Here is a 17,325-nt window from a genome sequence, read left to right as displayed (position 1 = left end):
GATGAATGCGAAACAGCGCGACGCCCTGCTGGCGACCCTGCAGACGCGCTTCGAGCAGCACCCTGAACGCCACCCGGGCATCGACTGGGCGGAGGTCCAGGCGCGCCTGAAAGATGCCCCGGCCAAGCTCAAGGCCCTGGAGCAGATGGAAGCCACCGGCGGCGAACCCGACGTGGTTGGCCGCGAAAGCGCCAGCGGCGCCCTCCTGTTCTTCGACTGCTCCGCCGAAACCCCGGCCGGCCGCCGCAGCCTCTGCTACGACCGCGAAGCGCTGGACGCACGCAAGAAGGACAAGCCCGCCGGCTGCGCCACCGAGCTGGCCGCGCAGATCGGCATCGAGCTGCTGGACGAGGCGCAATACCGCCAGTTGCAGGAGCTGGGCAGCTTCGACCAGAAGACCTCCAGCTGGCTGCGCACGCCGGGCTCCATGCGCAAGCTGGACGGTGCGCTGTTCGGCGACCGCCGCTACGGGCGCGTCTTCACCTATCACAACGGGGTACAGTCGTATTACGCCGCGCGCGGCTTTCGCGGCGTGCTGAAGGTCTGAGGATCGACTCCTTGTAGGCCGTTTCTGAACGATTCCTGTACCGTCACTGAACTTTCCCAAGGCCGCCCAGCGGCCCTTGATACAAGTCAGGCGGATTCCGCCGGGTGGCGCGCAGCCTTGTCACATCCCACTCGTCGACGAGGAATCCTTCGTGAAAACCCCCGCCTGCCTTCTGCTCGCCAGCCTGCTGGCCGGTTGCGGTCCGACGCCCCCGGCGCCGGCCGAGAGCGTGCGCCCGGTGAAGCTCCTGGGCGTGCCCGCCGCGGCCGCCGAAGGTGTGCGCCAGTTCCCCGGCCAACTCGTGGCCTCGGATGAGGTCGACCTGTCCTTCCGCCTCGCCGGGCATCTCAAGACCCTGGCGGTGAAGACCGGCCAGCGCGTGGAGCGCGGCCAGCTGATCGCCGAACTGGATGACGCCGACCTGCGCCTGCGCCTGCGCGACCGCGAGGCCAGCTACAACCTCGCCCGCGCCCAGTACCAGCGCGTCGCCACGCTCAATGAGCGGCAACTGGTGGCCCGTGCCGAGCTGGACCAGCGCAAGGCCCAGCTGGACTCCGCCGAGGCCGCGCTGAAACTGGCGCGCCAGGAACTCGGTTACGCACGCCTGACGGCCCCCTTCGACGGCGTCATCGCCCAGTTGCCGGTGCAGAACCACCAGATGCTGCAGCCCAAGCAGCCGGTGGCGGTCCTGCAATCGGCCGACCGCTACGACGTGCAGTTCCAGCTGCCGGAAAGCCTGCTGGAGCGCGTCGACGGCGCCAGCCTGCGCAGCGACTACCAGCCCATCGTGCGCCTGGCCCGGGTGCCCGGCCGCGAGTTCCCTGCACAATACAAGGAGCACAGCACCCGCCCCGATCCGGCGACCCTGAGCTACACCGTCACGCTCACCCTGCAGCGGCCGCAGGACGTCACCCTGCTGCCGGGCATGAGCGCCACCGTCGAGGTGGACTTCGCCCAGCTCGGCCGCGACGCCCGGACCGTTCTTTATGTCCCGGTGGAGGCCGTGTTCAGCGCCGACGACGGCGCGCCGGGGCAGAGCCAGGTGTGGGTGGTGAAAGGCCAGGGCGACAACCTGCACGTCGAGCGCCGCACGGTCGAGCTCGGCCAGCCGGGCGCCACGGGCATCCAGGTGCTTGCCGGGCTGGAGCCGGGCGAGCGGATAGTCGCCGCCGGCACCGCCGAGCTGCGCGAAGGCCAGCGCGTGCGCCCCTGGCACCGTGAACGGGGGCTGTGATGGACATCAGCGGCTACTTCATCCGCAACAAGGTCAGCAGCTGGATCGTCATCCTGCTGCTGGCCCTCGGCGGGCTCTACGCCATCCTCGACATAGGCCGCCTGGAAGACCCGGCCTTCACCGTGAAGACCGCCGTGGTCGCCACCCGCTACGCCGGGGCCTCGCCGCAGCAGGTCGAGGAAGAGGTCACCTACCCGCTGGAGAACGCCATCCAGCAGCTGGCCTATGTCGACAAACTCACCTCGATCTCCAGCGCCGGCCTCTCGCAGATCACCGTCAATGTGAAGCCGCAGTATCGCGCCGGCGACCTGCCGCAGATCTGGGATGAGCTGCGGCGCAAGGTCAACGACCTTGCCCCGCACCTGCCGCCGGGGGTTTCGCCGCCGCAGGTGAACGACGACTTCGGAGACGTCTACGGCATCCTGCTGTCCCTGTCCGGCGACGGCTACAGCTACCAGGAACTGCGCGACTACGCCGACTACCTGCGCCGCGAGCTGGTGCTGGTGCCGGGCGTGAGCAAGGTGGTGGTCTCCGGGCTGCAGGCCGAGCAGGTGCAGGTGCAGGTCTCGCGGGAAAAGATGAATGCCATGGGCGTGCCCCTGCAACGCCTGGTGGACCTGCTGAACCGGCAGAACGTGGTGTCCGACGCCGGCAGCCTGCGGGTCGGCAGCGAGAGCATCCGCCTGCATCCCACCGGCGAGTTCGCCGAGGTCGGCGAGCTGGAGCGCCTGCTGGTGAGCGCGCCGGGCAGCGCCCAGTTGATCCGCCTGGGTGACATCGCCACGGTGCAGCGCGGCTTTACCGACACGCCCAGCCACCTCTGGCGCGCCGATGGCAAGCCGGCGCTGGCGCTGGGCATCGCCTTCGCGCCGCAGGTGAACGTGGTGAAAGTCGGTGACGCCGTGCACCAGCGACTCGACCAGCTCGAAAGCGAACGCCCGGCGGGCATGCAGCTGACCCCCTTCTATGACCAGGCCGTGGAAGTACACGGGGCGGTCAACGGCTTCCTGCTCAGCTTCGTCACCGCGCTGGCGATTGTCGTCGGCACGCTGCTGGTGTTCATGGGCCTGCGCAGCGGGCTGGTGATCGCCGGGGTGCTGGCGCTCAACGTGCTGGGCAGCCTGCTGCTGATGTACCTGCTGGGTATCGAACTGCAGCGCATCAGCCTCGGCGCTCTGATCATTTCCCTGTGCATGCTGGTGGACAACGCCATCGTGGTGGTTGAAGGCGTGCTGGTCGGCCGCCTGCGCGGCCAGGGCATCGACGCCGCGATCCGCCATATCGTCCGCCTCACCGCCCTGCCCTTGCTGGGCGCGACGGTGATCGCGGTGCTGGCCTTCGCGCCCATCGGCCTGTCCTCGGACTCCACCGGCGAATACTGCCGCTCGCTATTCGACGTGCTGCTGGTGTCGCTGCTGCTCAGCTGGCTCACCGCCATGACCCTGGCGCCGCTGTTCGCCCGCTGGGCCTTCGAGAAGATGCCGGCGAAGGCCGACAGCGCCGAGCCCCACGCCGGCTGGCTGTACCGCGCCTACCGCGGCCTGCTGGAAGCCTGCCTGCGCCAGCGCGCACTGACCCTGGGCCTGCTCGCCGTGGCGCTGGCCGCTTCCCTGCTGGGCTTCACCCAGGTCCGGCAGAACTTCTTCCCGCCGGCCAACACGCCGATGTTCTTCGTCGATCTGTGGCTGCCCCAGGGCACCGCCATCGAGCACACCCGCGACCTGGCCGCCGAGATCGACCGGCACATCACCGCCCTGCCGGGGGTTGAGCGTACGGTGACCAGCATCGGCCAGGGCGCGCCGCGCTTCATCCTGACCTACGGCGCCGAGCGCCAGCACGCCAACTACGCCCAGGTGCTGGTGCGCACCGAAAACCGCGCGCAGATCCCTGGGCTGATCGCCGACATGCAGCATTACCTCGACGAGCACTACCCGCAGCTGCAGACCGGCCTCAAGCGCCTGATGTTCGGCCCCTCCAGCGGCAGCGCCATCGAAGTGCGCCTGACCGGGCCGGACCCGCAGGAGCTGCGCCGCCTCGGCGCGCAGGTGGCCGACCTCCTCGCCGCGGACCCGGTGGCCACCGGCGTCAGCCACGACTGGCAGGCCCGCGCGCTGCTGGTGCGCCCGCAATTCAACGAGGCCCGCGGCCGCGAGCTGGGCATCGACAAGCGCGACCTCGACAGCCTGCTGCGCATGAGCTTCAGCGGCCTGACGGTGGGCATCTACCGCGACGGCACCCGGCAGATGCCGATCGTGGTGCGCGAACGCGACCTCGACGCCGGGCAGATCAACGACCTGATGCTGTGGAGCCCGGTGAGCCAGCGCTACCTGCCCATTGAGCAGGTGGTCGGCAGTTTCCGGAGCGTGTGGGAGGACCCGCTGATCCTGCGCCAGGACCGCAAGCGCACCCTGACGGTGATGGCCGACGTCCTGGCGCAGAGCGGCGAAACCTCCTCGCAACTGCTGGGCCGGGTACGCCCGCAGATCGAGGCGCTGCCGCTGCCGCCTGGCTACGAACTGGCCTGGGGCGGAGACCTGGAAAGTTCCGGCGACGCCCGCAACGGCGTGCTCGGCAGCCTGCCGATGGCCTTCCTGGCGATGTTCATCATTACCGTGCTGATGTTCTCCTCGCCGCGCAAGGCGCTGCTGATCTGGCTGACCGTACCGCTGGCGATGATCGGCGTGACGCTGGGCTTCCTGCTCACCGGCATCCCCTTCGGCTTCATGGCCCTGCTGGGGCTGCTAAGCCTGTCCGGCATGCTGGTGCGCAACGGCATCGTGCTGCTGGAGGAAGTCGACAACCTCGCCGAAGCCGGCCAGCCACCCCGCGAGGCGCTGGTGAACGCGGCCTGCGCGAGGCTGCGGCCGATCTGCCTGACCGCGCTGACCACCATCCTGGGCCTTGCGCCGCTGCTGCTGGACGCCTTCTTCCAGAGCATGTCGGTGGTGATCATGTTCGGCCTGGGCTTCGCCACGCTGCTGACGCTGATCGTGCTGCCGGTGCTGTATGCGAGCGCCTACCGTCTCGGCGGCCCGAAGGAGGCCGCCCGCTGATCTGGCAGGATCCGTGGGGTGACTGACGTTGCCGCCGACGACGCTCGCCGCCACACTCGTGACGTCCAATCAACGAGTCTTGCCATGGAATCTCCCCGCCGCGTCGCCTGCCTGCTCTACGCCGAGGTCATGAGCCTGGATATCACCGGGCCGTTGCAGGTGTTCGCCTCTGCCAACGTCGAACGCCAGCGCCAGGGCCTGGCGCCGTGCTACGAGTTGCTGGTGCTCGGCGAACAGGCCGGGCCGGTGGCGACCTCGGCCGGCATCCGCATCTGCGCCGACCAGGCCTGGCGCGACGTCGATCCGTCCAGCCTCGATACCCTGCTGGTGCCCGGCGGCATCGGCGTGCCGGCGCAGTGCGAGAATACCGAGCTGCTGCACTGGCTGGCCGCTGCCGAACCCCAGGTGCGCCGGCTCGGCTCGGTGTGCTCCGGGGCACTGATCCTGGCGGCCGCCGGAGTGCTCGACGGGCGCCCGGCCACCACGCACTGGGCGGACGTCGATGCGCTCTGCGCCGGCTTCCCGGAAGTGCTCGTGCAGGGTGATCGGCTGCACACCTATGACCCGCAGCGCCGCGACGGCGACGACCACGTGTTCACCTCGGCGGGGGTTACCGCCGGCATCGACCTCGCCCTGGCGCTGGTGGAGGCCGACCTGGGCCGCGCGCTGGCGCTGGCCGTCGCGCGGCGCCTGGTGATGTTCCTCAAGCGCCCGGGCGGGCAGGCGCAGTTCAGCCACTGGCTCACCCCGGAGCCGACCCGCACGCCGCGCCTGGCGGCGCTGCTGGAGTGGATTCCGGCGCACCTGGGCAACGACCTGTCGCTGGAAGCCCTGGCCGAACAGGCCTGCATGAGCCCGCGCACCCTCTCGCGGGTCTTCATCGCCGAACTGGGCATGGGGCCCGGCCGCTATGTCGAACGGGTGCGCCTGGAGGCGGCGCGCGCGCTGCTGCAGGACGCCCAGGCGTCGATCAGCACGGTGTCGCGGCTGTGCGGCTTCGGTCATCCGGAAAACCTGCGTCGGACCTTTCACAAGCACCTGGCGATCAGCCCGCAGGAATACGCCGAGCGCTTCGGCCAGCACTGACATTCATCCCAACACACCAAAGGACATTGCCATGCTCGAACTCCGCCCCGGCTGCGAATGCTGCGACCGCGACCTGCCCGGCGACAGCGCCGACGCCCTCATCTGCAGCTTCGAGTGCACCTTCTGCCGCGACTGTGCCGAGCAGGTGCTGCACGGCCGGTGCCCGAACTGCGGCGGCGAACTGGTGCCCCGCCCCCGCCGCCCGTTGCAGAAGCTCGCGGCCAACCCGGCCTCGACCCAGCGGGTGCACAACCCAGCCGGGTGCCAGGGCTGAGCGTGGCGCTCTCGCGCTGACGCAGAGGCTCCCGTAGGAGCGGACCTTGTCCGCGAAATTCTCAGCGGGAGCTTCCCAGGCATCACGGCCGCGCCAATGTCCCTTCTGGGCGTCGGCACCGATGGTGGTTCGCGAGCAAGCTCGCTCCTACAGGTTGGTTTCGGGGCTCTTCGTAGGAGCGAGCTTGCTCGCGAATTTAGTCCGGATGGAGAAAAACGTTTGCCGCGTAGGCCAAGCGCCGGCACTGCCGGCGGATCGCGGGCATGGCCCGCTCCTACAGGTTGGTTTCGAGGCTCTACGTAGGAGCGAGCTTGCTCGCGAATTCGCTCCGGACGGGGAAGGACGCTTGCGCGTCGCGCAGGCCATGCGCCGGCACTGCCGGCGGATCGCGGGCATGGCCCGCTCCTACAGGTTGGTTTCGAGGCTCTTCGTAGGAGCGAGCTTGCTCGCGAATTTATTCCGGATGGAGAAGGACGCTCGCCGCACAGGCCAAGCGCCGGCACTGCCGGCGGATCGCGGGCATGGCCCGCTCCTACAGGGGTGCGGGCAGCGAGCGCCCACAAAAAAGGCGACCCGAAGGTCGCCTTTTCGCAGCGCGTGCGCCCACTCAGTAGTAGGCGTTCTCGCGGTTGCTGTGGTCGGTCACGTCACGAACGCCTTTCAGCTCCGGGATGCGCTCGATCAGGGTCTTCTCGACACCATCCTTGAGGGTCATCTCGACTGCGCCGCAGCCCTGGCAACCACCACCGAAACGCAACACGGCGATGTTGTCCTCGACCACGTCCACCAGGCTCACCTGGCCGCCATGGCTGGCCAGACCGGGGTTGATCTCGGTCTGCAGGTAGTAGTTGATGCGCTCGGTGATCGGGCTGTCTTCGTTGACCATCGGCACCTTGGCGTTGGGCGCCTTGATGGTCAGCTGGCCGCCCATGCGGTCGGTGGCGTAATCGACGATGGCGTCTTCCAGGAACGGCTCGCTGATCGCGTCGATGTAGGCAGTGAAATCCTTCAGGCCGACCGGGGTGTCTTCCGGCTTCTGCTCGCCCGGCTTGCAGTAGGCGATGCAGGTTTCGGCGTACTGGGTGCCCGGCTGGGTGATGAAGATGCGAATGCCGATGCCGGGGGTGTCCTGCTTGGACAGCAGCTCGGCCAGGTAATCCTGTGCGGCTTCGGTAATGGTGATAGCGCTCATGGCAACTCCTCGCAAACGTGGCGCCAGTTTACGCCATCCGGGGGTGAAGGATAAAGCCCTACTGATTTAGTAGGAATAATTCGCAGCTGGGCGGTGCGCTTTTGTAGGAGCGGGCCATGCCCGCTATCCGTCGGCAAGGCCGGCGCCCGATGCACCTACACGGCGCGCATCGGCGAGTGGAGGCCGATCGCGGACAAAGTCCGCGGAACACTGGAGCTGACCTGTAGGAGCACGCCATGCGCGCGATCGCGGGCATGGCCCGCTCTTACAGCGCAACGCCGGCGCTTGGGTATGCCTCGGCCTACACCTGAACCCTCGGCGCCAGCACGGTGGATTTCACGGACAAGGTCCGCTCCTACGCGAACTGAAATCCCAGAGCTGACCTGTAGGTACGGGCCATGCCCGCGTTCACGGGCATCGCTCGTTCCTGCAGAGCGCGCGACGGTCACAGGTTCTCGTAGCGATTCATGTCCAGCACGCCCGCCTCCACCGGCTCGGTTTCACGCAGGTAGGCGTCCAGGTCGTGGAAGTAGAACCAGAACTGCGGGTGGCTGCGGCGGATGCCCCAGCGATCGGCGACCTTCTCGAAGTCCGCGGCGGTTTTCACCTGTTCCAGCGCACTGACGAACTCGCCGGCCTCGCTGGCCTTGAAGTCGAACATGAAGTTCGGGTAGCTCGACAGCACGCCGGGGTAGATGGTCAGCGTATCCAGGCCGGGCTGGTAGCGCATGGATTCGCCCATGATGAACGCGACGTTGCTGTGCGCGCGGTTGCGCAGCACGGTGTAGATCTCGCGCTGACCGTCCGGAAGCTCGACGCGCAGGATGGTCGCCTCGGGGAACTGGTCGATCACAGGCAGCCCGGCGGCCGGGCGGCTGACCAGCCGGCTGAAGGCCTGCTCGGCGTCCTGCAGCGGCGCGGCGACATTGTTGCGGTAGCAGGCGCCGTTCTCGCAGAGGTTGATCGGGTCGGGCCGCGCGTTGAGCGCCACGTAGTGCTTGAGCAACTGTTTGGCAAAGGCCAGCTTGGCGCCCTTCTCCGGCAGGAACAGCCCGGTCGGCGCGTCGCTGTCGTTGTTGTAGTAATCGGCCCACATCTTCAGCTTGCCGCTGGTCTGGTACCAGTCGTCGAGCAGCTTCTGCCGCGCGGCCACCGGCATCAGGCGCAGGAAGTTCTGCTCCGCGCCATTGCGGATCAGGTCGAAATACAGGCGGGTCTGCGCCTGATGGGCGACGTTGCCATACACGTCGAAGTTCACCACCAGGCCGTAGTAGGTGCGCTCCAGCAGCGGATAGTCCATCCACCAGATCGTCTGCGGTACGCCACCGATCAGGCCCTTGCGCACCGAGGCGCTGTCGTACTGGCGGAAGATGCTCAGCACGGCGTTGTCGTTGCCGGCCCAGATGTCCGCCCAGGTCGGCGCCGGCGCGTCGTCGTAGACGTCCTGGCGCAGCTCCTCGTACTGGTTGCGCTTGTCGCGGTAGGCGCGCCACTGCGAGAGCATCGCGCCCACGTCATCGATCTGCCCCGGCAGCGCCAGCAGCGGCGAGGCCTGGCGCTGGAAGTCGGGGTCGGTGACGTAGAGGTCGTGGTCCGGGTCCTGGAACAGCGCCCAGAAGTTGTCGCGGATCACGTCGGTGGCGATCTGCCCGCGGCAGACCGGCCCGCGGATGAAGGTGCGGACGAAGTACTCGGCATTGTCCAGCATGAACTGGTAGCGCGCCCGCGCCGGGATCGCCTCGAAGGTCACGAACGGGTTGGCGCGGTGCTGCAGCCCGTAGCCCGGCACCTTGTCGGTATCCCAGGCGGTGCCATAGAACAGCTCCTGGTTGCGCTTGAGACGGGCCTCGTTGAGCGGATAGGTGATGTGCGTCTTGTGCACGATCACACCCTGGATCGGCCACAGGCGGTAATAGAAGGTATTGCCCGGATCGTCGTTGGGCCGCCGCGTGGCGATGGGGTCGATGGGCTGGCCGCTGGGCGTGCGCGAGCGCACCAGCTGGAAGAAGTGACCCGGCTCGCCGCGCTCGGTGAAGTACAGGTGGGCGAGGTACAGGTGCTCGTAGATCCAGCGCGACACCAGGCTCTGGCGGGCGCCGGGCTGGTTGAGGAAGCGCTCCCAGCGGTCGATCTGCGCCGCTTCGCCCTGGCCCGGCTGCCAGGCCTGCTCGTCCACCGGCGCGCCCTGGGCCAGCCAGGTCTTGATGGTTTTCAGCTGCGCATCGGTCAGGCCGGTGACGGCAAACGGCATGCCGCTGCGCGGGTTCTTCGCCACGAAATCATCGATGCTGTCAGGCGTCGGGCACTGGTTGGCGCGGTTGATCGACAGGTCCAGCCCATCGGGGAGCTTCGCGTTCGGCACCAACGGGTGCTCGTGCCCCAGGTCGATCATCCGTGCCATCAGCGCCGCCTGGCTGCCACGGCCATCGAGCACCGACCAGAAGTCCTTGCGCCGCCAGGCATCCGCGCCGTGGGCGTCGAGGAACAGCCGCGTCGTGTCCTGAGCCTTGGTTCGCGCGCCGTCGTACACCGGCAGCTTGTTCGCCCCGCGCTGCGCGCCTTCGGCGGCGGTCAGGTTGAGCTGGCAGGGCGAGTCGTAGCAGGCGTGGCAGGCCACGCACTTCTCGGTGAAGATCGGCTGGATGTCCTTGGTGTAGGACAGTCCTCCCGCCAGGGCCTGCGCCGAAAACGCCAGGGATGCGATGAGCAACGTGAAGCGGGCTCGCAGGGACATGAAGGACTCCGGACATCAGGATGAAGCGGATTCTAACGGGAGCGCCGCCGCAATGCGCTCCAACCAAAGACTGAACATGAGAAATCTTCATGTAAAACCGCGCCCGGTCAAATTTCCTGCAGCTTTGCTATCATCAGCGACCTTTCGTCACGCCCTTTTCCGAGACTTCCAATGATCGACCGTGCCGCACGCCTGCAAGCCCTTCAGCAAGCCCTCAAGGAGCGCATCCTGATCCTCGACGGCGGCATGGGCACCATGATCCAGAGCTACAAGCTGCAGGAAGAGGACTACCGTGGCGCGCGCTTCGCCGACTGGCCGAGCGACGTGAAGGGCAACAACGACCTGCTGCTGCTCAGCCGCCCGGATGTCATTCAGGCCATCGAGAAAGCCTACCTGGACGCCGGCGCCGACATCCTCGAGACCAACACCTTCAACGCCACCCGCGTGTCCCAGGCCGACTACGGCATGGAAGAGCTGGCCTACGAGATGAACGTCGAGGGCGCGCGCCTGGCCCGTGAAGTGGCCGATGCGAAGACCGCCGAGAACCCGGCCAAGCCGCGCTTCGTCGCCGGCGTGCTCGGCCCGACCAGCCGCACCTGCTCGATCTCCCCGGACGTCAACGATCCGGGCTTTCGCAACGTCACCTTCGACGAGCTGGTGGAAAACTACAGCGAAGCCACCCGCGGCCTGATCGAGGGCGGCGCGGACCTGATCCTGATCGAGACCATCTTCGACACCCTGAACGCCAAGGCCGCGATCTTCGCCGTGCAGGGCGTCTATGAAGAACTGGGCGTCGAGCTGCCGATCATGATCTCCGGCACCATCACCGACGCCTCCGGCCGCACCCTGTCCGGCCAGACCACCGAAGCCTTCTGGAACTCGGTGCGCCACGCCAACCCGATCTCCGTCGGCCTGAACTGCGCCCTGGGCGCGAAAGAGCTGCGTCCGTACCTGGAGGAGCTGGCGACCAAGGCCGGGACCCACGTTTCCGCCCACCCCAACGCCGGCCTGCCCAACGCCTTCGGCGAATACGACGAGACCCCGGCGCAGATGGCCGAGGTAGTCGAGGAATTCGCCGCGTCGGGCTTCCTCAACATCATCGGCGGCTGCTGCGGCACCACCCCGCCGCACATCGAAGCCATCGCCAAGGCCGTGGCCAAGTACGCCCCGCGCGCGATCCCCGAGATTCCGCGCGCCTGCCGCCTGTCCGGCCTCGAGCCGTTCACCATCGACCGCAACTCGCTGTTCGTGAACGTCGGCGAGCGCACCAACATCACCGGCTCGGCCAAGTTCGCCCGCCTGATCCGCGAGGAAAACTACGCCGAAGCACTGGAAGTGGCGCAGCAGCAGGTGGAAGCCGGCGCCCAGGTGATCGACATCAACATGGACGAGGGCATGCTGGATTCGAAGGCGGCCATGGTGACTTTCCTCAACCTGATCGCCTCCGAGCCGGACATTTCCCGCGTGCCGATCATGATCGACTCCTCCAAGTGGGAAGTGATCGAAGCGGGCCTGAAATGCATCCAGGGCAAGGGCATCGTCAACTCCATCTCCATGAAGGAAGGCGTTGAGCAGTTCAAGCACCACGCCCGCCTGTGCAAGCGCTACGGCGCCGCCGTGGTGGTGATGGCCTTCGACGAAGCCGGCCAGGCCGACACCCAGGCGCGCAAGGAAGAAATCTGCCAGCGCTCCTACGACATCCTGGTCAACGAAGTGGGCTTCCCGCCGGAAGACATCATCTTCGACCCGAACATCTTCGCGGTCGCCACCGGCATCGAGGAACACAACAACTACGCAGTGGACTTCATCAACGCCTGCGCCTACATCCGCGACAACCTCCCCTACGCGCTGAGCTCGGGCGGGGTGTCCAACGTGTCGTTCTCGTTCCGCGGCAACAACCCGGTGCGCGAAGCGATCCACTCGGTGTTCCTCTACTACGCCATCCAGAACGGCCTGACGATGGGCATCGTCAACGCCGGCCAACTGGAGATCTACGACGAGATCCCGCAGGAGCTGCGCGACAAGGTCGAGGACGTGGTGCTCAACCGCAGCCCGGACGCCACCGAGGCACTGCTGGCCATCGCCGACAACTACAAGGGCGGCGGCGCCACCAAGGAAGTGGAAGACGAGGAATGGCGCAGCCATAGCGTCGAGAAGCGCCTGGAGCACGCACTGGTCAAGGGCATCACCACCTGGATCGTCGAGGACACCGAGGAGTGCCGGCAGAAATGCGCGCGCCCCATCGAGGTCATCGAAGGCCCGCTGATGTCCGGCATGAACGTGGTCGGCGACCTGTTCGGCGCCGGCAAGATGTTCCTCCCTCAGGTGGTGAAGTCCGCCCGCGTGATGAAACAGGCGGTGGCCCACCTGATCCCCTTCATCGAGGCGGAAAAAGGCGACAAGCCCGAGGCCAAGGGCAAGATCCTCATGGCCACGGTGAAGGGCGACGTGCACGACATCGGCAAGAACATCGTCGGCGTGGTGCTGGGCTGCAACGGCTACGACATCGTCGACCTCGGCGTGATGGTCCCGGCGGAGAAGATCCTGCAGACCGCCATCGCCGAGAAGTGCGACATCATCGGCCTGTCCGGCCTGATCACTCCGTCGCTGGACGAGATGGTCCACGTCGCCAAGGAAATGCAGCGGCAGAACTTCCATCTGCCCTTGATGATCGGCGGCGCCACCACGTCCAAGGCGCACACCGCGGTGAAGATCGACCCGCAGTACAGCAACGACGCGGTGGTCTACGTCACCGACGCATCGCGCGCGGTGGGCGTGGCGACCACGCTGCTGTCCAAGGAAATGAAGCCCGAGTACGCCCGCAAGCTGCGCGAGGAATACGCGGAGGTGCGTGAACGCACCGCCAACCGCAGCGCGCGTACCGAACGCCTGAGCTACGAGCAGGCCATCGCCGCCAAGCCGCAGTTCGACTGGGCCGGCTACCAGCCGCCGGTGCCGAGCTTTACCGGCGTGAAGGTGCTGGACGACATCGACCTGAACGTGCTGGCCGAGTACATCGACTGGACGCCCTTCTTCATCTCCTGGGACCTGGCCGGCAAGTACCCGCGCATCCTCACCGACGAAGTCGTCGGCGAGGCGGCCACCAGCCTGTTCAACGACGCCCAGGCGATGCTGAAGAAGCTGATCGACGAGAAACTCATCCGCGCCAAGGCGGTCTTCGGCTTCTGGCCGGCCAACCAGGTGCACCACGACGACCTGGAAGTCTACGGCGACGACGGCCACAAGCTGGCCACCCTGCACCACCTGCGCCAGCAGACCATCAAGCCCGACGGCAAGCCGAACTTCAGCCTGGCCGACTTCGTCGCGCCGAAAGACAGCGGTGTGAAGGACTATGTTGGCGGCTTCATCACCACCGCCGGCATCGGCGCCGAGGAAGTCGCCAAGGCATACGAGGCCAAGGGCGACGACTACAGCGCGATCATGGTCAAGGCCCTGGCCGATCGCCTCGCCGAAGCCTGCGCCGAATGGCTGCACGAGCGCGTGCGCAAGGAATACTGGGGTTACCAGCCCGAGGAGCACCTGGACAACGAGGCGCTGATCAAGGAGCAGTACGTCGGCATTCGCCCGGCGCCCGGCTACCCGGCCTGCCCGGACCACACCGAGAAAGGCACGCTGTTCAAGCTGCTCGATCCCACGGGCGTCTCGGGTGTGACGCTGACCGAGCACTACGCCATGTTCCCCGCCGCCGCCGTCAGCGGCTGGTACTTCGCTCACCCGCAGGCCCAGTACTTCGCCGTGGGCAAGGTCGACAAGGACCAGATCGAACGCTACAGCGCGCGCAAGGACCAGGAAATCAGCACCAGCGAACGCTGGCTGTCGCCGAACCTGGGCTACGACAACTAAGCCCCTCCCCTGATGCCGCGACCGGGCTTGCCCGGCGCGGTGCCAGGGAGCAAGCTCCGGGCGAGTCAATACCGGAGCCCGCCGCATGAACCCTCTGCTTCAAGGAAGCTGCCACTGCGGCAGCCTGGCTGTCCGCACCGAACTCAGCCACGATCCAGCCGACTACACCCCGCGAGCCTGCGACTGCGATTTCTGCCGCAAACACGGCGCCGCCTACATTTCCGACGCGCAAGGCCAACTAGCCATCCACTGCCGGTCGGCCGCTGACTCGCTGCGCTATCGCCAGGGCAGCGGCACCGTCGAATTCCTTCTGTGCCGCCGCTGCGGCGTGCTGACTGCCGCGCTCTGGGAGGACGCCGGGAAAACCTACGCTGCACTCAACGTCCAGATACTGGATAATCCCGCCACCCTGGGCGCGCCCCAACCGGCCTCGCCACGCCAATTGCCGCTGAATGAGCGCAAGGAGCGCTGGCGCAAGCTATGGTTCGCCGATGTGCGTATCACCCGGGACACCACGGATTGAAGCCCGGCCACCTGCCGGCCTTCCCCTGACGAGAGAAAGACAGATGAAATACCTCACCCCCGAACAGATGGCCAAACCGCGCAAGCGCCGCCTCCTCAAGAAGCTGCGCCTGGGCGAATTCCAGGAATTCGGCTTCAGCCTGGAAGTGAACTACACCGGCGATCTGGACGACGTGCTCGACCAGTGGATCGCCTTCGTCGAGTCCGAGGGCTGGGTCTTCGTCGGCGGCGCCACCGAAGAGGGCGAATTCACCGGCTACCTGTGCCTGAACGCCGTCGGCAGCCTCACCGAAGCCGACCGCGAAACCACCCGCCTGTGGCTGGAAAAGCAGTCCTGGGCCAAGTCCTTCGAACTGGGCGAGCTGAGCGACTGCTGGCACGGCCTGTTCGAGTAAGCGGTCATTCACCCGGCGCGGCGCAACGCCGAGCCGGGCGAAGTCAACAGCGTCGTTTCGCCACTGTTGTCAGCAGGCCCCTGCTCTGCGACCCTGCGTCGGTTCAAACACGGAGCAGGTTGCATGGAACACATCGCCATCATCGGCAGCGGATTCTGCGGCACGGCACTGGCCATCCAGTTGCTGCGCGGCGCCAAGGGGCCGTTGCGCCTCAGCCTGATCAATCGCTCAGGGCGCCTTGCCCGCGGCCTGGCCTACGGCACCCGCTCCGTGAGCCATATCCTCAATGTGCCGGCCGAGCGCATGAGCCTGTTCCCGGATCAGCCCTCGGATTTTCTCGAATTCGCCCGCAAGCAGATGCCCGAGGCGAAACCCGGCGACTTCCTGCCGCGCCGTTTCTACGGTGACTACCTCCAGGACCGCCTCGGCCACGCTATCGCCGAAGCCGCACCGGGGGTGCGCTTCAGCAGCCTCTGCCAACAGGTGCTGGAACTGACCGAGCACGGTGATCACCTGCGCCTGCTGCTCGACGACGGCCAGCCGCTGGACAGCCAGAACGTGATCATCGCCACGGGCAACTTCGCACCGGCCACCCCCGGCCCGCTCAAGATGCTCGAGGATGACCCGCGTTATCTGCGCGACCCCTGGGCACCTGGCGCCCTGGAACGCATCCCCCCGCATGCCAATGTGCTGCTGCTGGGCACCGGGTTGACCATGTACGACATGGCCCTCGCCCTCCAGGACCAGGGGCACCGTGGCCCTCTGTTGGCGCTTTCGCGCCGCGCGCTGCTGCCACAGGCACACCGGGACAACGCCAGCCATCCCGTGCTGCCCGATCTGCCGCAGGCCTTCCTTCGGGAGATGGGCCTGAACGAGCGGCTGCGCGGCTTGCGCCGGTTGATCCGCCAGGCAGCCGAAGATGGCCACGACTGGCGCGACGTGGTCGCCGCGCTGCGCCCAGTCACCCCGCAGCTCTGGCAATCGCTGAACGACGCCGAGCGCGGCCGCTTCCTGCGCCATCTGCAAACCTACTGGGATGTCCATCGGCACCGTGCCGCGCCGCCGGTGGCCAAGCGTATCGACGACTTGCGCAACAGCGGCCAATTGCGCGTGCAGGCTGGCCGAGTGCTGGCCGCCAAGGCGGCAGAAAACGGCATCGAACTGGACATTCGCCCACGCGGCGCCAGGCATTCGCAACAGCAGCGCGTCGATTACCTGATCAACTGCACCGGCCCCTGCACCAACCTGCGCACCGTGAACGAGCCGCTGCTGTGCGGCCTGCTTGACCGCGGCGTCATCCGCCAGGACCGGCAAGGCCTGGGGCTGGACACCGACAGCGCATTCCGCCTGCTGGACGCCCACGGCAAGGCCAACCCCCACCTCTTCCTGCTGAGCCCGATGCTGCGCGCCAGCCATTGGGAAGCCACCGCGGTGCCGGAACTGCGCGGCCATGCCGCGCGACTGGCCGAACTGTTGCTGGCCTGAAAGGCAGCTGGCCCGCAATGGGCCAGCCAGTAGTGGTCGTCGAAGGCGAGCCTCCCCGCCCGCCTTCGCGGTCGGCGTGTTCAGATCGCCATCTGCCCCTCCACCTCCTGCAGCTTGCGCCGGGCCAGGGCCAGGTTGGCCTTCACCTTGTCCAGCACGTAGTACATGAACACGCCTTCGTGCTTCGCCATGGGGCGGATGATGTGGTACTGGCGGCCCAGGGTGATGAGGATGTCCTCGATCACGTCGTTGAGCGCCAGCGACTTCATGGTCTTGAGCTTGGCGCGGACCACCTCGGTGTTGCCCGCGGCCGCCAGTTCCAGGTCCACGCCGCCGCCCGCCTGCCCGAGCAGCATGCCGCTCTTGGCATCCACCACGGCCGACGCCAGGGCACCATCCAGGTTCAGCAGTTCGTCCAGCGATTGTTGCAGTGCTGCCATAGCGATTACTCCTTGAGTGCGCGTCCTGTTGTAGTGGCCCCGCAGCCGCGCGCGCCGCGGAGCCTGTTATGTCAGCCGGCCAGCGACAGATCCGCCAGCCGCGTGGCGGTGCGTTTGGCCTGGTAGAGCACCTGGCCGAGCATCTCCTCACGGTCGGCCACCAGGTTGAGGATCATCGGGTGGCTTGGATGTGGGATGTCGACGATGACGATGTAGCCTTCGCTCGCCTCGACGATCACGTTCTGGTGCGGGCCGACCTCGCTTTCCTGGCCGACCATGGCGCCGAGGGCCGAGATCGAGCAGGCCATTGCCGCCAGCTTGGAAACCTCCAGTCCCTTGCCGGCGCGGGAGGCCACTTCGAAGCCGTCTGTGGTGGCGATCACCGCGGCGCTCAGCCGGCCGAGGCTCGCGCCGAGCTCGTCCAGTGCCTGTTCGGCGTCGTGGCGCAGCCTGTCGGGCAGGCTCATCAGGGCATGTTCCATGGTCGACTCCAATCGAT

At 67.1% G+C, this 17,325-nt stretch carries 13 protein-coding genes; 9 read left to right on the top strand and 4 right to left on the bottom strand.

The window, feature by feature from the left end; all coding sequences use genetic code 11:
- The first annotated feature begins 1 nt into the window (after window position 1).
- The 5 genes from N0B71_RS18985 to N0B71_RS18965 all read left to right on the top strand — a co-directional run bounded on the left by N0B71_RS18985 (window position 2) and on the right by N0B71_RS18965 (window position 6,194).
- Entirely contained in the window at window positions 2-547 is a 546-nt protein-coding gene (locus tag N0B71_RS18985; protein ID WP_259754251.1) for a DUF4256 domain-containing protein, read from the top strand.
- A 151-nt stretch (window positions 548-698) separates the two neighbouring features.
- Entirely contained in the window at window positions 699-1,781 is a 1,083-nt protein-coding gene (locus N0B71_RS18980) for an efflux RND transporter periplasmic adaptor subunit (RefSeq protein WP_259754250.1), read from the top strand.
- Entirely contained in the window at window positions 1,781-4,834 is a 3,054-nt protein-coding gene (locus tag N0B71_RS18975; protein WP_259754249.1) for an efflux RND transporter permease subunit, read from the top strand. The genes N0B71_RS18980 and N0B71_RS18975 overlap by 1 nt, the downstream gene beginning before the upstream one ends.
- Window positions 4,835-4,918: 84 nt before the next feature.
- Complete coding sequence (locus N0B71_RS18970; RefSeq protein ID WP_259754247.1) at window positions 4,919-5,920, top strand: GlxA family transcriptional regulator; 1,002 nt, start codon at window positions 4,919-4,921, stop codon at window positions 5,918-5,920.
- A gap of 31 nt (window positions 5,921-5,951) precedes the next feature.
- Complete coding sequence (locus N0B71_RS18965) at window positions 5,952-6,194, top strand: DUF1272 domain-containing protein (protein WP_259754246.1); 243 nt, start codon at window positions 5,952-5,954, stop codon at window positions 6,192-6,194.
- A 607-nt stretch (window positions 6,195-6,801) separates the two neighbouring features.
- Here the strand turns inward: N0B71_RS18965 and nfuA are convergent.
- Both nfuA and N0B71_RS18955 read right to left on the bottom strand, forming a co-directional pair.
- Window positions 6,802-7,386, bottom strand: coding sequence for a Fe-S biogenesis protein NfuA (nfuA, locus tag N0B71_RS18960; RefSeq protein WP_259754244.1), 585 nt, complete (start codon window positions 7,384-7,386; stop codon window positions 6,802-6,804).
- Window positions 7,387-7,831: 445 nt separating this feature from the next.
- Window positions 7,832-10,120: a fatty acid cis/trans isomerase gene (locus N0B71_RS18955; RefSeq protein ID WP_259754243.1), complete on the bottom strand. Its 2,289-nt coding sequence runs from the start codon at window positions 10,118-10,120 to the stop codon at window positions 7,832-7,834.
- A gap of 171 nt (window positions 10,121-10,291) precedes the next feature.
- Between N0B71_RS18955 and metH the strand changes: the two genes are divergently transcribed.
- From metH to N0B71_RS18935, 4 genes are all read left to right on the top strand, one after another.
- Complete coding sequence (gene metH / locus N0B71_RS18950; protein ID WP_259754242.1) at window positions 10,292-13,984, top strand: methionine synthase; 3,693 nt, start codon at window positions 10,292-10,294, stop codon at window positions 13,982-13,984.
- An 85-nt stretch (window positions 13,985-14,069) separates the two neighbouring features.
- Window positions 14,070-14,507, top strand: coding sequence for a GFA family protein (locus N0B71_RS18945; RefSeq protein WP_259754240.1), 438 nt, complete (start codon window positions 14,070-14,072; stop codon window positions 14,505-14,507).
- Window positions 14,508-14,550: 43 nt separating this feature from the next.
- Window positions 14,551-14,901: a YggL family protein gene (locus N0B71_RS18940; RefSeq protein ID WP_259754239.1), complete on the top strand. Its 351-nt coding sequence runs from the start codon at window positions 14,551-14,553 to the stop codon at window positions 14,899-14,901.
- A gap of 123 nt (window positions 14,902-15,024) precedes the next feature.
- Window positions 15,025-16,386: an FAD/NAD(P)-binding protein gene (locus tag N0B71_RS18935; RefSeq protein WP_259754238.1), complete on the top strand. Its 1,362-nt coding sequence runs from the start codon at window positions 15,025-15,027 to the stop codon at window positions 16,384-16,386.
- A gap of 80 nt (window positions 16,387-16,466) precedes the next feature.
- On the opposite strand, the gene N0B71_RS18930 is transcribed toward N0B71_RS18935, so the two are convergent.
- Both N0B71_RS18930 and N0B71_RS18925 read right to left on the bottom strand, forming a co-directional pair.
- Window positions 16,467-16,826: a hypothetical protein gene (locus N0B71_RS18930; protein ID WP_024763315.1), complete on the bottom strand. Its 360-nt coding sequence runs from the start codon at window positions 16,824-16,826 to the stop codon at window positions 16,467-16,469.
- 71 nt (window positions 16,827-16,897) lie between these two features.
- Complete coding sequence (locus N0B71_RS18925) at window positions 16,898-17,308, bottom strand: roadblock/LC7 domain-containing protein (protein ID WP_259754237.1); 411 nt, start codon at window positions 17,306-17,308, stop codon at window positions 16,898-16,900.
- Between the last annotated feature and the right edge of the window lie 17 nt (window positions 17,309-17,325).

This window comes from Pseudomonas sp. GCEP-101 (assembly GCF_025133575.1).
Taxonomy (GTDB): Bacteria; Pseudomonadota; Gammaproteobacteria; order Pseudomonadales; family Pseudomonadaceae; genus Pseudomonas; species Pseudomonas nitroreducens_B.
This window is presented reverse-complemented; position numbering and strand designations above follow the sequence as displayed.